General features: G+C 53.3%; 16 protein-coding genes. 8 read left to right on the top strand and 8 right to left on the bottom strand.

The annotated features are described in order from the left end of the window. Positions 1–256 precede the first annotated feature (256 nt). From EJQ19_RS26295 to EJQ19_RS26285, 3 genes are read left to right on the top strand one after another with little or no spacing between them, the layout of a single operon-like run. Positions 257–1,594 (top strand): spore germination protein, encoded by a 1,338-nt coding sequence (locus tag EJQ19_RS26295; protein ID WP_126144198.1) that lies wholly within the window; start codon positions 257–259, stop codon positions 1,592–1,594. Between the two features lie 2 nt (positions 1,595–1,596). Further along, positions 1,597–2,733, top strand: coding sequence for an SLC5/6 family protein (locus tag EJQ19_RS26290; RefSeq protein ID WP_126144197.1), 1,137 nt, complete (start codon positions 1,597–1,599; stop codon positions 2,731–2,733). Further along, a complete protein-coding gene (locus tag EJQ19_RS26285) occupies positions 2,697–3,782 on the top strand; it encodes a Ger(x)C family spore germination protein (RefSeq protein WP_126144196.1) in 1,086 nt (361 codons plus the stop codon). The genes EJQ19_RS26290 and EJQ19_RS26285 overlap by 37 nt, the downstream gene beginning before the upstream one ends. Positions 3,783–4,156: 374 nt before the next feature. Here EJQ19_RS26285 and EJQ19_RS26280 read toward each other — a convergent pair whose 3' ends face one another. The 4 genes from EJQ19_RS26280 to uptA form a co-directional block, all read right to left on the bottom strand. After that, complete coding sequence (locus EJQ19_RS26280) at positions 4,157–4,453, bottom strand: hypothetical protein (RefSeq protein WP_126144195.1); 297 nt, start codon at positions 4,451–4,453, stop codon at positions 4,157–4,159. A gap of 321 nt (positions 4,454–4,774) precedes the next feature. Continuing rightward, positions 4,775–5,398, bottom strand: coding sequence for an MBL fold metallo-hydrolase (locus EJQ19_RS26275; RefSeq protein WP_126144194.1), 624 nt, complete (start codon positions 5,396–5,398; stop codon positions 4,775–4,777). A 12-nt stretch (positions 5,399–5,410) separates the two neighbouring features. Further along, the gene (locus EJQ19_RS26270; RefSeq protein WP_126144193.1) at positions 5,411–5,977 is read right to left on the bottom strand and encodes a thioredoxin family protein; all 567 of its coding nucleotides are present in this window, start codon (positions 5,975–5,977) and stop codon (positions 5,411–5,413) included. Between the two features lie 96 nt (positions 5,978–6,073). Continuing rightward, on the bottom strand, positions 6,074–6,676 hold the full coding sequence (gene uptA / locus EJQ19_RS26265) for an undecaprenyl phosphate transporter UptA (protein ID WP_126144192.1): 603 nt from the start codon (positions 6,674–6,676) through the stop codon (positions 6,074–6,076). Between the two features lie 239 nt (positions 6,677–6,915). Here uptA and EJQ19_RS26260 point away from each other — a divergent pair, with 239 nt between their 5' ends. The 3 genes from EJQ19_RS26260 (at position 6,916) to EJQ19_RS26250 (ending at position 8,969) form a co-directional block, all read left to right on the top strand. Continuing rightward, complete coding sequence (locus tag EJQ19_RS26260; RefSeq protein WP_126144191.1) at positions 6,916–7,365, top strand: cupredoxin domain-containing protein; 450 nt, start codon at positions 6,916–6,918, stop codon at positions 7,363–7,365. Positions 7,366–7,506: 141 nt separating this feature from the next. Beyond that, on the top strand, positions 7,507–8,181 hold the full coding sequence (locus tag EJQ19_RS26255; protein WP_126144190.1) for a DNA-binding response regulator: 675 nt from the start codon (positions 7,507–7,509) through the stop codon (positions 8,179–8,181). Between the two features lie 467 nt (positions 8,182–8,648). Further along, positions 8,649–8,969: a dehydrogenase gene (locus tag EJQ19_RS26250; protein ID WP_126144189.1), complete on the top strand. Its 321-nt coding sequence runs from the start codon at positions 8,649–8,651 to the stop codon at positions 8,967–8,969. A 120-nt stretch (positions 8,970–9,089) separates the two neighbouring features. Here EJQ19_RS26250 and melA read toward each other — a convergent pair whose 3' ends face one another. Further along, positions 9,090–10,388, bottom strand: coding sequence for an alpha-glucosidase/alpha-galactosidase (gene melA / locus EJQ19_RS26245; RefSeq protein ID WP_126144188.1), 1,299 nt, complete (start codon positions 10,386–10,388; stop codon positions 9,090–9,092). A gap of 145 nt (positions 10,389–10,533) precedes the next feature. Here melA and EJQ19_RS26240 point away from each other — a divergent pair, with 145 nt between their 5' ends. Then, positions 10,534–11,382 (top strand): AraC family transcriptional regulator, encoded by an 849-nt coding sequence (locus EJQ19_RS26240; protein ID WP_126144187.1) that lies wholly within the window; start codon positions 10,534–10,536, stop codon positions 11,380–11,382. Between the two features lie 74 nt (positions 11,383–11,456). On the opposite strand, the gene ybaK is transcribed toward EJQ19_RS26240, so the two are convergent. Together ybaK and EJQ19_RS26230 are read right to left on the bottom strand one after the other, a co-directional pair. Next, positions 11,457–11,936 (bottom strand): Cys-tRNA(Pro) deacylase, encoded by a 480-nt coding sequence (gene ybaK, locus EJQ19_RS26235; RefSeq protein ID WP_126144186.1) that lies wholly within the window; start codon positions 11,934–11,936, stop codon positions 11,457–11,459. A gap of 97 nt (positions 11,937–12,033) precedes the next feature. Further along, on the bottom strand, positions 12,034–12,327 hold the full coding sequence (locus EJQ19_RS26230; protein ID WP_126144185.1) for a Dabb family protein: 294 nt from the start codon (positions 12,325–12,327) through the stop codon (positions 12,034–12,036). A 386-nt stretch (positions 12,328–12,713) separates the two neighbouring features. Here EJQ19_RS26230 and EJQ19_RS26225 point away from each other — a divergent pair, with 386 nt between their 5' ends. Further along, positions 12,714–14,858, top strand: a complete 2,145-nt coding sequence (locus EJQ19_RS26225) for a DNA topoisomerase III (protein WP_126144184.1) — start codon at positions 12,714–12,716, stop codon at positions 14,856–14,858. 159 nt (positions 14,859–15,017) lie between these two features. On the opposite strand, the gene EJQ19_RS26220 is transcribed toward EJQ19_RS26225, so the two are convergent. Beyond that, positions 15,018–15,365: a hypothetical protein gene (locus tag EJQ19_RS26220; protein WP_126144183.1), complete on the bottom strand. Its 348-nt coding sequence runs from the start codon at positions 15,363–15,365 to the stop codon at positions 15,018–15,020. Positions 15,366–15,437: the final 72 nt, after the last annotated feature.

Genomic DNA, 15,437 nt, shown 5'->3' with positions numbered 1-15,437 from the left:
GGGAGGAACGATATTCCTGCCTTTTTGCAGTTTTCGAGCCTAAGCCGCCTTCCCACAACTGCCATCGATTCGTCTGCATGAGCACGCGTCCACCGCCGTTTCGTTCTCTTTCCAAGCATGTATGCCGCTCCCCACAAGAAAGATGACGCTCGGCATCTCCCCCTCTGGGAAGAATTCTTCTGCATGGTTTTACTTCTAATGGGAAAGCTATGCGAAATGGGAAAGTCGTGGAAAAACTGCGGGGAGGTGGCGCCGAATGATCGATGAACTTCGCAACATGCTGAATCATCCATCGGATCTTTACTTTGACACCTTGGATAACGGATACATGCAGATGGAGATTTGCTATTTTCCTATCCTGTGCGATCAATCCTTATTGAAAAACGGTCTTCTGGTCCCCTTCTCTTATAACTTCGAGCCCGATGAATTCGAGCGGATGATTCACGCCAATCCGATGTTCACGCCTGCCGGTCCGCCGGATACATGGGCAGGCGATGTGCTGCGAGGTACCGTGCTGTTCATGCTCGAAGATCAAGTCTACCGCTTCAATATTCAGCGAAAATTTCACGACAAGCCGGGCATGGTCCAGCTCGAAATTGCGCTGCAAGGTTCGCAGGTGGCGCTTACGGAAGATTTGGATATGAACATATCCCTCGTTCGGCTTCGCTTCAATTCACCAACGCTCTGCGTGGAACAGCACACGATTGGCGCCATCTCCAGAACACGGATTACTGTCTTATACGATACAAATCTGGTGAACCGGGACGTTCTAAGCCTGCTGCATCAGCGGCTCGCAAACGTGCAAATCAAGCTGCTCCAGGCTTCAGGACAGCTTGTTCAAATGTTATCTGGAAGAAGGCACCGCTTTTTTCCAATTATTTTGCAGACGGAGCGGCCCGATCGGATCGCCGCCATGCTCGAGCGCGGTAAAGTCGTCCTGCTGCAGGACGGCAGCCGCTTCGGTCTGATTTTGCCCGTACGGATCTTTGATTTCATGCATGCCATGGATGACGACTTTGAATCGTACTGGATGAGTAAACTGCTGGTCGTCCTGCGGTACCTGGGCATGCTACTGACCATTACGCTGCCGGCCCTCTACATCGCCATTGTCTCGTACAACCCCGAGGTGCTGCGCGTGCAGTTGACGCTTTCCATCGCAGGAAGCAGGGTTGTCGTGCCATACCCTTCTTTTATCGAGGTCTTCATCATGCTGTTCATGATCGAAGCGTTGAACGAAGCGAGTCTCCGGCTTCCGCGCTTTATCGGATCTACGGCAACGACCGTGGGCGGGTTGATTCTCGGCCAAGCCATTCAACAAGCGGGACTCGTCAGTTCCATTATGATTATCGTGACCTCGGTCGTCGCGATTTCCAATTTCGTCATTCCGAATAACGGCTTCGGTTACTCGATTCGGTTCGTAAAATATATTTTTGTTCTGATTACGATCTATTTCGGCTTACTGGGCCTTGTCGTCGCCTTCTTCGCTCTGGTTGTGTACTGGTGCAATATTCGCAGCTTTGGTCAGCCGTACTTGGCTCTCTATATCCCTAAGCTGGAGGCCACAATGCATCATAAGAATAAGGAGGACACCTGATCGTGCCCCGATACATTTATTACCACGTGCTCTACGTCGCCATGATCAACATCATGATGTTTATCCCGACCATCTTGATCCGCAGCCGCTTCGACGGAGCCGTGTCAGGCATGCTGGTCGCCAGCATGATCGGCACGATCATCATGCTGGGGGTAATGGCCTGCTTCGAGAAATTCCCGGGGCTGGGCTTTCCCGAGCTTTGCGATCGGTATTTGCCAAGATGGCTGGGGCATAGTATCAACCTATTTATCGCTTTTTTTCTGTGGATGCCGGCAGGACTAATCGTAATTTATTCGTATGCCGAAACGGTGCGCATGTTCTTTTATCCGGATATGAACCGCTACTTGAACCTGCTGCTGATGGCCACCGCTGCCGTCTGGGCAAGCAGCCGCTCAACGCGATCCGTTCAGTTCATTCACGAAATTATGGTGCTGCTCAGCTCCCCTTTTATCATCTGGTTCCTGCTCAAGGCGATCTTTAATAAAAACATCAGTTGGGACGCCGTCCGCTATGTAATCGGCTACATCGATCAACCGCCCGATTTTATGGCGATCGCCGCGTCGACCTTCGTCTTCTCCGGCTATTTGAGTCTGACCATCTTTAATCGGCTGAACCCGGAAAATTTCAAATTTCGTCTGCGCTTCCTGGCGCCCCTATTCGTAATCGGCTTTCTCATTGTCACCTTCATCGTGCCTATCGGCATGCATGGCACCGTCGGCGTGGAACATTTCGTCTACTTGTGGAGCATGACCGCCGACTCCATCATCTCGGAATACGGATTCATTAACCGGATTCTGTTTATTTTTCTGCTGCTGTTTACCGCGCTGTCGCTGCTTTTCGTCATGAATACTTGGCATACGACGATTATGCTGATTCGTTATGCCCTCAATAAATGCGTAGCCGTTGAGGAAGATCCGCCCCCCGCCATTAACCTGTGGCTGGCCGGTGGGATCGGATTGACTTCGTTTGCTTTCATGTTCTATGTGAATCAGGAAAAAATCCAATGGATTACGGAATGCTGGCTAATTCTCAGATTCTCGGTTGAAATTACTGCGTTCGGACTCATGCTTTACTTTACCAAGAAAAGAAAGAAGGAATCCGCATGTCCTTCCGAATTTGGTGTACCGCGCTCCTCCTGACGGCACTCGGCCTCCTTCTCGGCGGCTGCGGCTTCAAAGACATTGACAAACGTTTCTTCGTTGTGGCGATGGGGATTGATTTGAGCGACAACAAAGACAAGCCTTACGACGTCACGCTGAGACTCGCCGTTCCCGCGTCCAAAGTCGGGGAAGGGCTGGCCGAAAGCCAGATTGAGCACCAGGAAGCGCAAAGCATTGCCGAAGCCGTTCGCAATCTGAAGGCACACGTCGACAAAGAAATCGATTTTGGCCACTGCCGCGTCTTTCTGTTCGGCGACAAGCTCGTCAAGACACACTTGCAAGAATCGCTCAACTGGCTCGCGCGCCGCAGGGATATTCAGCTCATTTCTTATGTAGCGGTCGCTGAACCGACTGCAGGCAAACTGCTCCATGGCAACCCGACAACGGAACGGCTTGCGGGCAATTCCTTTTTCCTTACCTTTGGCAAAGAAGGAACTGTTTCTCCTTTTACCGTCACATCTTTCTTGTTTGACTGCTTCCGCCGTTTTAAAGAGAAAGGCATGGATCCTGTCATTCCCATCGTTCGCTATGATGGCGATTCGTATGTCGTGGAAAAGCTGTCCCTGTTGGATAAATTTCATGAGAAACTCGTGCTCACGCCGGAAGAAACGCAGCTGTTTAACATGAGCGCCAATGAGTATAAAAAATCAGGCATTCCCATCGACTATCAAGGGCAGCGACTTGCTCTCTACGTCTCCAACATTTCAAGCAAAATTAATATCACACACGATACGATACCAACGGTCAAATTCTCGATGAACATTTCCGGCATGGTGGAACAAGGCGTGCTTCGTCTCGATCCTCAAGAGGTAGAACGCAAGCTCAGTCAGCATGTCAGCGAAAGTCTGGAAAAGCTGCTGGCTAAAATCCAGGACGCCGGGGTGGACCCTTACGGATTCGGCCTGCACTATTTAGCCCAATATTTCGGCAAAGAAAGCGATTGGAAGCATTGGCAAGAGGTGTACCCTGAAGTGAAATTCCAGGTGAACACAAGCGTGAAAATTACGAATACGGGGCTGATTTACTAGAAACCGACGCAGACGCCAGCTGCGCCTACTTTACAGGAATCTGCAGCTTCATCACGGTTCCCCGTCCCTACTAGGCAGCAAAAAAGCTGCCGCCACAATCCCCTCGCGATTGCGCAGTCTTGTCAGCTTTGTCAGCCATTTCAGCCTTGTCTGCACATGGCGTCCCCCTCTCTACAGATTAGATTGTCGCATCGCCAAATTAGAATTCGATTAGAACCATAAACAAACGGCTTCGTCGTCCTGTCTTGGACGGACGCGTTTACTGATGGCATCGAGCCGCTTCGAGGCAATACTTTCTGCATAGGCGGAAAAAAGGCAACCCCGGTCGACGATCGCGTCTCTCGGAATTGCCTTTCGCACCTGGCATGCGCAGATTAGTATTTGCAGATGCTGCGAGTGATGATGACGAGGAGAATGAATAGAACGAGGACACTGGCAGCTGTGTTGTTTTTGGGATAAACGGGAGCGACTGCAGCATGGTGAGTGTGAACCGGTTTAGGGAATACAACGGATGTTTGTTGGTACGAAGCGTGCAAGTGAATGTCGTTGTGTACTGGAGCTTGCATAGTCGGCATCGGCATCGTTGGCGCAGGCGCCGGGAGCGGAGTAGGCATCGGCATTGGCATTGGCATTGGTTGAACAGGGTAATTAGGAACTTTGATATGTTCCATAAGAGCACCTCCTTGAATTTGTCCCTGAGGGGAACGGCAACACTTGTAACTGGCTAAAGCCGGAGTGGTTGAACTGGTGGGTGAATAGCTTACAACATCAGTCTATGGGAAAGCACCTATCGCGAACACGGTAAACACCCAGATGTTATGAAAATGGTTGGGTATCATGGGCGAACGAGCCATGGGATTGGCGGAATTTGAGACAGCCCGGCGCAAAATGGCCGTTTGGCAGGGGGACAGGCGTGGAGCCTGCCTGGGCTGCGCCCACCAAACGCAAAAAAAGCCCCAAGAAATGTCATCCATTTCTCGGGGCTCCCGCTTCTATACGTAAGGATTGTTGTCGCGTTCAAAGCCAATCGTCGTCTTCGCGCCGTGTCCCGGATACACCACCACATCGTCGTCCAGCAGGAACAGCTTCTCCTGGATGGAATCGAGCAGTGTGTTGTGGTCGCCGCCTGGCAGGTCGGTGCGGCCGACCGACAATTTAAAAAGCACGTCGCCGCAGAACAGATGCTTGTCCCACAGGAAACTCACGCTGCCGGGCGAATGGCCCGGCGTGTGGAACACTTTCAGCTCGATGCCGAGGAATTTCAGCGTCTGCCCTTCGTCCAATGCATACTCAGCCGGTTCGCACACGATCGGTTCACCAAGCTCCGGCCAGCGGGCGGAACCGTTTTTCTTCGGGTTCATCAGCCAGTCGCTCTCGAGATCGTGCACATAGACCGGGCACTTCTTCAGCTTGCGGATCTCCTCCACACCGCCGATATGGTCAAAATGCGTATGCGTCAGTAAAATCGCCTCGATATCCAAATCCGCGATCTTGCGAATCAGCGATTTCGGCTGCATGCCGGGGTCGATGATGATGCCCTTTTTCGTCTCAGGATCGGACAGCAGGTACGCGTTCGTCCCGATCGGGCCTAGCTCAAAGGATTGAATCGTAATCATCGCAGCCTCACCTTAGAACGATTCGATCAAAGCGCGAAGTTCTTGCACGATGACCGCGTGATAGCCGTTGCCTTCGCCGTATTGGCGCATCATTTCAGCTCTCGCCACTTGAATTTTTTCGTTATAGTCCGCTGCATCGCGGTCTGGATTTTCTTTTTTGAACTGGTTCATGACCGCTTGGACATGCTTAGGACGAGGTCCCCATTGACCAAGCACGAAGCCGCCCGTATCCGCAAAAATCACAATCGGAATCGATCTGCCGCCATTAGTCAGGAACTGATCCATGACGTCCAGATTTTGCTCCATCACAAGCACTTCTGTCGGTACGCCGCTGTTCTCCAGCGCTTTGAACACGACCGGAATGTTGCGAACCACATCGCCGCACCAGTCGGACGCGAGAATCAGACAGCGCAGATCGTCACGGTTATTCAGCGAGTCAAAATATTCCTTGTCGTCCTCGCTCGCCCACTCGAAGCCGTTATAGTACTCGAGGAACTTCTCCTGATTTTTCTCCATGCTATCGATAAATTGCTGCGGTTTGAGGCCTGTACGAAATTTGCTTGCCAAATTAGTACTCATCGTTTCATCCTCCCAAGTTCGTCGTTCTTCCCTTTTATTGTAACAAAAGCTGACGATTGCGCCAAATCCGATTTGGTCTGCCGCCTTGCCTTCCGCCTACGCCCGCTTCGCTTTTCTTTTCAAGTAGAACTGGTACCCGACATAAGCCACCGTGAGAATAATCGCCGCAATGATCAGCGGTTTGATATAAGGCCCCGCATATTCCCCAATCGTCTCCCAATTGTCCTTCAGCTTCATTCCTAGATACACGTAGAGGAACGAGTAAGGAATCAGCGCGAGCGCTGTGTACGTGGTAAAACGAGCCAAAGGCATCTTGGCCATCCCGCCGGGCAAAGAAATCGCGTGCCGAACAATCGGAATGAATCTCGCAGTAAAAATCATCCCCGTACCGTACCGATTGAACCATTCCTCGGCCACGTCGATATGATGCTTTGAAATGAGCAAGTACTTCCCGTACTTTTCCAAAAAAGGCCTGCCGCCGTAGCGCCCGATCCAATATAAGACGATCTGGGCCAGCGTGCCGCCGACAACCGCGCATAGGATGGCGCCCACAAAATTTATTTGCCCTTTCGACACAAGATACCCGGCATATGCCAGCAGAAGCTCATTCGGAATGACCTCCAGCATCAGCCCCAGGAAAATGCCCCAGTACCCCAGCCCTTCCAAATAAACTAACACATTGTGAATCAACTCACCCATGCTTTGAACCCTCTCTTCTTTTCACTTTTCATACCTCCACATATTCTAGCATAGACCAGTGTCCCGCACTACTTTTGCTCATACTCCCCCACATACAAAAGAAGGCATTCATGACACGTTATGCACCTTTGTCCCAAATCATGCCCTTGTCCCACTCGCGGCCCTAACAAAAGCTGCGCATGCGCTGACAAGCCTACGCATAAGATGTACTAGAACTTGTACAGGGAGGCGAGGGGCGCATGTCCCGTGTGTGGATTGTGAAACGCAAGCATCTGTTGATCGCGGTGGTCGTACTTGGGCTGCTGGCGAGCGGGTGGCTATATGTAAGCCAAGGCAGCTTTTTGCCCGCACTGGCGGAGAACAGCACGCCTGCACGCACCATTCATATGGTTGTGGGAGAGTTTAAATCGACGACCGCCGACGGCAAAACCATCGAAGCCTACCGCTGGGATCCCGGCACCATTCTCGTAAAGCAGGGTGAGCATATCCGGCTGAGCATTTATGGCGTTAACGGGGAAAGCCATCCTTTTATTATTGAAGGGCTGAACATTTCCGGCGAGGTAAAAAAAGGGAAAGAAACCGTCGTCGATTTCACCGCCGACAAGGAAGGCATTTACCGCATTATCTGCCTGACTCACGCCGACATCGCGCACGGCGGGCCGATGATTGGGTATATAGTGGTGGATTGAGCGGCGCTGCGGGGAGAGGATGGACAAATCGGCAGATTAATTGTTAGAATATTCCTGTAATATTGATGCGTGAAGCACACGCCGTCTTTTCCTTTGGGAAGAGGCGGCTTTTTCCGTTTATATGTGGGGGAGGTAGAGAAGATGGAATTCGAGAAGGAGTATCACACGTTTCTCCAGTATCATATGGAGCAAAGTTCAGGTGAACGGCTGCGGCGGCTGCGCGAAGGACACGGGTATTTAGAGAAACAGTTTCTACAAAAAATATGGTGGCCCGCCGTTGGGCACTTCCGTTATTTGCATCCGGAGTATGAGGTAAAGGACTTCGTAGACGGAACCCGATTTCTTGATTTCGCCTATTTGCGGCCGCCCTATCGGATCAAATTCGGAGCGGATGGCTACGGCCCGCATCTGAAAAATACTGACCGCTGGCAGTTTGGCGACAACTTGATGCGGCAAAATCACCTGATCCTGGACGGTTGGAAAGTGTTCCGTTTTTCCTCGGATGACATCCTGAAAAAGGAGCGGCGCTGCCAGCAGTTTATTCTGCATTTGATCGGAAGATTGTACGGTAATGACAATGCCGACTTTGATGCCAGCTTGTTAAATCCGAAGGAGAAGGAAATTGTGCGATTCGTCGCCGCTGCCATGGAATCGGTGACCCCTGGCCTATTGGCCGATTTCCTTGGCATCCACCCGGAGAACGCCCGTCTTTGGCTGAATCGCCTGCACAAAAAGGGATTTCTGCAAGGAGCAAGCGGCCGCTCACGCATTCGCTCCTACGTGCTGAGTGCGGCAGGGAAACAGCTTTTTCTGTAACTTGTTCCTGCTTGTTGGGTTAGATAGCCAATGGTTCCATGGCTTAAATGGACCGAATCTGGCCTGGCCACTTAAATAGGCCATGTTATCACTGCCTATTACCGCGAATTACCACGATCATAGCATTATTCGCAGAATAGCCAATGGCATCATCGACTATTCTGGGTGTACCCGCCGCATTCATAGAATTAGCCAATGAAACCATTGGCTAATCCCCCGCTCTGCCGGCCAGCTATCCCCTAAGCACGGGTGAGCTGCGCTGCTCACACTAATTGCCCTTATCCCAAATCCCCCAAATAGCAGCACTTTACCACGCTGATTACTCACGCTTAGCTACTCTCCCTGCCTGCCACTTTATCCCGCCACACCTCAAGCATCCCTTCCTTCCACTTCTCCCGCCTCCACCCCAGTCGCTCTCCGCGCCTCTCCTGCATACACATATCATAGAGAGGAGCGTCGATACCCGCATGGTTCACCAAAAGCAAAGCGAAAAGCATAAACAAGTTTACCCCACCGCTCGCGGCATCCGCAGAGCGTGCAGCAAGGAGCTGTATCGCACAGCCAAGCGGCTCAAAGTGTACCTGACGCCGGAGCAAATTCAGCAAGCCGAGAAGCTGTACACGACCAAAGTCATGCTGAACCTCCCGTACATCGTCGAGAACGGCAGCAATCGCAAGCTGCTCTCCGACTGGTTCGACGAGAACGTCGGCCCGGAGATTGCGCCGATCTGGCAAGTCGAGCTCGCCGAGCTGAACCACGCGTTCCGCAATGCCTTCGGCGGCATGTAGGCGGATCGCCACTGCCGGCAGTGTCGGCAGGCTGCCCGGCGGCTCCGCGCCCCTAGGGCCAACACAAAAAGAAGGCCGCAGCCCCCACTCACGCGCAGGGCCGCAGCCTTCTTTATTATTTTAGCGGAATTCAGGAAGCCAGGAGCCGTGTGCCTCGATCAGTTCATCGCACATCGCCACAATATCGTCCATCGACAACTCCGCCGATGTATGAGGATCGAGCATCGCCGCATGGTAGATGTGCTCGCGCTTGCGCGTCATTGCCGCTTCGATCGTCAGCAGCTGCGTGTTAATATTCGTGCGGTTGAGCGCTGCCAGCTGAGGCGGCAGATCGCCGACATACGTAGGCGTTACGCCGTTGCGGTCGACCAGGCAAGGCACCTCGACGCAAGCTTCGCGAGGCAGGTTCGTGATCAGGCCAGTGTTCATGACGTTGCCGCCGATTTTGAAAGGATTGTTCGTTTCGATCGCTTCAAAAATATAGGAAGCATATTCATGCGAGCGCTCGTGCTGCAGGTTGGCATCGTTCACAAGCTCTTCGCGCATGGACTTCCAGCGCTCGATTTGATTGATGCAGCGGCGTGGATACTCGTCAAGCGGAATGTTGAAGCGGTCGATCAGTTCCGGATAGTTCCGTTTGATGAAATACGGATGGTACTCTGCGTTGTGCTCGGAAGACTCCGTCACGTAGTAGCCGAACTTCAGCATGAGCTCAAAGCGCACCATGTCGTCGTGCTTCTCTTTTTGCTTCTCGGCCGCCCGCTTCTTGATTTCGGGATACAAGTCCACGCCGTCCTTGGACACTTCGAGCAGCCAAGCCATATGGTTGATGCCGGCAATGCGAGCTTTGATGCCCTTGTCTTCGATGCCGAGGCTCTCGAACAAACGCGGCACGCACACCTGCACGCTATGGCAAAGGCCAACTGTTTGCACGCCGCCATACGTGTTCATCACATTCGTCAGCACGGCCATCGGGTTCGTGTAGTTCAGGAACAGCGCATCCGGGCACACCTCGCGAATATCCGCCGCAAAGTCGAGCATGACTGGAATCGTTCTCAAGTTGCGGAAAATGCCTCCAATTCCGATCGTATCAGCGATCGTTTGGCGCAGACCGTATTTTTTCGGAGTCTCAAAATCGGTAATTGTACATGGATCATAGCCGCCTACTTGAATGGCGTTGACGACATATTTTGCTCCACGCAGCGCTTCCTTGCGGTCCTTGTACATCCGGATGTCGCAGGTGCTGCCGCTCGTCTTTTTGAGGTTGTTCAGCATGTTGGCCGAGTCCTGCAGACGTACGTGGTCAATATCGAAGAGAGCGATCTCAAAGCCTTGCAGCGCGGGCGTTTGCAAGCAATCACCGAGCACGTTTTTCGCAAAAACGGTACTGCCTGCGCCTAGAAACGTAATTTTGGACATATCTTTGTTCTCCTCCAATGTGTAAGCGTTTTTCTTACTTACACTATACCTGAAGCGCAGCAAAGCGCATATGGATTGAAGGCGCGAAGATATGGACATTTGTAGTTTCCTGAAGTACGCTTAGAAGAAAACCATCGAGGCTACCATGACCTTATACCATTCGTATTTTGACCTTGCCCTGAATACCCACCATACCGATTCTGAGCTGTCCATCCTGTTCAGCGGGGAAGGCAAGCCGGATCCCGAGCATAAGCAAGGGCCTGTTGTACACGATTACTATCTGATCCATACCGTATTCGCCGGCGAAGGCGTATTTGAAATGCGGGGCCGAACCTACACGTGCAAAGCCGGAGATACGTTCATTATTTTTCCTGGAGAGCTGTTCACTTATATCGCCGACCGTGACAAGCCCTGGCACTATGCTTGGGTCGGTTTTACCGGGCGCAAGGCGGGAACTTTGTTGGAGAGTATCGGGGCATCCGCCCAGCAGGCCGTTATTTCCGGAGCACCACCGCGTTCCATTCGGCACTACTACCGACACATCCGTCGTTCTTTTCAACACTCCGCTTTTCCTCAGCTGGAGGACTTGGAAGCTGAAGGGTGGCTGCGACTGCTTTTACGGGAATTGGGACGCGCCAATGCCAGCCGGATTACTGAACGTGCCGAAGCAGCAACCGATATTGAGCGACAAGTCGCACAAGCGATTCGCTATTTGGAACTGCAATATACGCAGGCCGTCTCCATTGAGCAGCTCGCACGCAATCTGGGCTACCACCGGACCTACCTATGCAAAATGTTCAAGCAATCCACGGGCCTTTCGCCCATGCAGTATCTGTTCAACATTCGCATGGAGCGCGCCAAGCAACTGCTGCAGACGTCCATGACCATCGATCAGGTGGCCTCCTCCGTCGGCTTTAACGATGCGCTTTTTTTCTCCAAACAGTTTCGCAAATGGAGCGGAAAAGCCCCTTCCGCTTACCGGAAGGAGCTTTGAGCGGCCGTGCAACCGGCCCTGTATGGCGTTCAAGCGCTTGCGCGTGGCGGGCCACGCAAAGTTCTTAGCTTTCATTATGCCAGCGTCACGATGTGAACAAGCTTGCCCTCGGCGGCTGCCGCCAGATCTTCGCCCCGCAAAAAAATTTGCAGCCCCCGACGCCCGCCGCTGATGCTGACGAGCTCCATCCCTGTGACGGATTCATGCAGGTACAAAGGGTACTTCTTTTTCATTCCGAGCGGGGACACGCCCCCACGGATATAGCCGGTGAGCGACTGAATGTCCTTGACCGGCACCATCTCTACCTTTTTATTGCCGCTGACGGCAGCCAGACTCTTCAAATTCAACTCATGATCGCCGGGGATGCAAGCGGCCAGGACGCCGGTTTTGTCCCCTTTCAGAATCAGCGTCTTGAACAGTTGACCGGGCGCCAGCCCGACTTTCTCCGCGACTGTGCCGACATCCAATTGATCTTCGTCCCATCCATATTCATGCAAAGTATAGGGGATGCGAAGCCCGTCGAGGATGCGGCAGGCATTGGTTTTGGAAGACATGCCCATCACCTTCCCTAATCGTAAAAATTCATATGCGGTAGAGGAAAAAGGCAAGCAATTCGGTTCCCCGTTCACTCGCCTTTTGCTCACATCTTATTTAGACTTCAATGTCTACAATCAGGCTGTCTTCACGGCCAACTTCCCGAATGAACGCTGCGACCGCTTGGTGCTCAGGGTTCGGGCCATATGCCTCCAACGCCGCACGGTCTTCAAAACGTACGGACAACACAACCTGGTACCCTTTATTCTTTTCGGAGAAATTAATCCCCGCCTGAATATCGACAACCCCCGTCACATGCGCGCGCAGCGCTTTGTAACGGTCGCACACCTCTTGCATCTGCTCCTGTGTCGTCGAAGCTCCGAATTTCACAAGTACAATATGATCGATCATGCCTGTAACCCTACCTTCCATCTCTCTAGAATAGTGCCGAACTGTCTATCATCCTACCAGAAAGCGACCCGGATGAAAAGGTTGGAGGGCCGCTCGACCACCGCCTCACGCTCAGCTCCCCCTCCAGCCCTTCTCACCATGAATAAGTGTGGTCAGCCGCTCTTATTTTGCATGAATCCAGTCCTCCGATTAAAATAGTGGCCGCCAAACCCGGCTTTCCGGCAGCATATAAAGGGTTTACCCCCTCTATTTCGCCGCAAACATGCTTTCTCGCCAAAATAAAAGTGGTTGACCGCTCTTATCCGTCTCCCCGCCCCGCTTTATTGAAAAGCCCGCATCGATCGCTTATGCTTAAGGAATAAGCCGAAGAGAGGTCAATCATTCCTATGAAAATTCTTGTACTCACCGAAAAACCAAGCGTCGCCAAGGAGATCGCCCGCGTTCTCGGCTGCACGCAGAAGCAGAAGCATCACTACGAAGGTCCCAAATACGTCGTCACGTGGGCGCTCGGACACCTTGTCACCCTAGCGGAGCCGGAGGATTACGACACCAAGTTTAAAACGTGGAACCTGGAAGATCTGCCGATTATTCCTGACCGCATGAAGCTCAAGGTCATGAAAGAGACTTCGCATCAATTCCGCGGCATTGAGCAGCTTGCCAAGCGCGGGGACCTGGCGGAGCTGGTCATCGCAACTGACGCCGGGCGCGAGGGCGAGCTCGTCGCGCGTTGGATTATGGAGCTGATCCGCTGGAAAAAGCCGTTCAAACGGCTTTGGATCTCGTCGCAGACGGATCAGGCGATCCGCGAGGGCTTCGCACAGTTGAAGCCCGGCACCGACTACAACCGGCTGTATCAAGCAGCCGTATGCCGGTCCGAGGCCGATTGGCTCATCGGCCTCAACGTGACGCGCGCGCTGACCAGCAAGTTCGGCGCGTCGCTCTCCGCCGGGCGTGTGCAGACGCCCACGCTCGCGATGATGACGGACCGGGAGGCGGAAATCCGCCAGTTCCGGTCCGTGGAGTATTGGCTCATCGAAGCCGATCTGGGAACGTACCGCGCACAGTGGCGGGACCCCAAAACCGGCGATTCGCGCCTGTTTGACCGCGAGCGGGCCGACGCCCTGCAAGCGAAGCTGCAAGGACAGCAAGGCCGCGTCACGCAGGTCACGCGGACAGAGAAAACGATCCCGCACCCGCTGGCGTACGATCTCACCGAGCTGCAGCGCGACGCCAACAAGAAGTTCGGCTTCTCCGCGAAGCAAACATCCAACGTCCTGCAGCGCCTTTACGAGCAGTATAAGCTCGTGACGTATCCGCGAACGGACTCCCGCTACTTAACGTCGGACATGGTCCCGACGCTGCTCGGCCGCCTCAAAGGGGCGGCAATCGGTCCGTACGCGGCGCTGGCTGCGCCGTTCATTCGCCAGCCGCTCGCGATCACGAAGCGCATCGTCGACGACAGCAAGGTGAGCGATCACCATGCCATCATCCCGACGGGCGAAGCGATCTCGCTCGCGACGCTCAGCGCCGACGAACGCAGGCTTTACGATCTGATCGTCCGCCGCTTCATCGCGCTGTTCCGCGGCCCTTGCAAGTACGACGAGACGAAGCTCACCGTAGAGATTGCCGGTGAGAAGCTGTACGCTTCCGGCACCATGATGAAGGAAGCCGGCTGGAAGGACGTTTACGGAGCCAGCGATGTCAGCGACCCCGACAAAGACGACACCGGCTCCGAGGATGACATCACACAACTGCTGCCGCAGGTTAACCAAGGCGACGCCGTAACGGCGCGCAGCGTTCGCCAGCTTACACGCCAGACGAAGCCGCCAAGCCGCTACACCGAAGCTTCCCTCCTGTCCCAAATGGAAAAATGGGGACTCGGGACCCCGGCGACACGCGCGGACATCATCGAGAAGCTCGTCGCTTCCGATACGATCGAGCGCCAAGGCTCGCTTCTGCGCCCGACCGGTAAAGGCGCGCAGCTCATTGAGCTCGCCTCCGAAGAATTGCGCTCACCGGAGCTGACGGCCCGCTGGGAGCAGGAGCTTGAGCGCATCGCCAAAGGCAAAGGCAGCATGGAACAGTTTCTAAGCGGCATTCGCGCCAAGGCCGGGGAGCTTGTCTCCGAGGTCAAACGCAGCAACGCCGCGTACAAGCCGCATAACCTGACTGGCAGTAAGTGCCCGGAATGCGGCGAGTTCCTGCAGGAAGTCAAAGGCAAACGCGGACGCTACCTCCACTGCTCTAGCCGAGAGTGTTCCTATAAACGGGAAGTGGACGGCCAACTCACGAACCACCGCTGCCCGCAGTGCCATAAAAAGATGGAAATCCATACCGGAAAATCCGGGAAATACTTTCAGTGCCGCCCGTGCAACGTTGTCGAGAAAATTGACAAGGAAGCCCCTAGCGGCGGCCGCCGCGGCGCTGCCAAAGCGAACCGCCAACTGATCGAGCAATACTCCGACCAGACGCAGCTTGGCTCCTCGCTGGCCGACAAGCTAATGGCCGCATTGCAAAAGAAAGAGGAGTAGGCTTATTTGCCCGCTCCTCATCGTACTGCCCCCCGTTGCCAATGACGGGGGCTATTTCTAGTGCGCATCTAAGGCTGATATTTTGTAAAAATAGCCATTTTCACGAAAATACCTGCCTGTTTGTAGGCGTTCTCCATTTACTCCTGAAGAGCCTCCAACTCACTGAGCAACCGCGCCCTGACTTGTCACTCTTCCTTTAACCGCCATTTCCAACTGTTCCACGCTCGTAATGCCTAAATTTATTAACGCTTCCCCCGTCTCCATATGTACGCTGGCCAAAATATGCATACTGGACTGAGGAACGAGCGATTTGCGAAATTCGTGAAATACAACGGGGCTGTACGCTTTGAGCACGGTCATGAGCTCGACGGTCGGTGGAATAAAACCGCGAATCTCCGACGATTTCCAGAAGAAATCCCGCACGTACATAATATCGGATCCTGTTCGATTCAGTTTTCGAATCATCGCAAAAAACTCGTCCACCAGCACTTGCCGATCCGTCTTCATGAATCATCCTCCTTACAAATCCTAAACGTTATCCTACTTTAAGCATATCACATTTGGTACTTTTGATCTACA

The sequence above is a fragment of the Paenibacillus whitsoniae genome (assembly GCF_003955665.1).
Taxonomy (GTDB): Bacteria; Bacillota; Bacilli; order Paenibacillales; family NBRC-103111; genus Paenibacillus_E; species Paenibacillus_E whitsoniae.
Note: the sequence above shows the minus strand (reverse complement) of the source record. Positions and strands in the feature narration are given on the sequence as shown.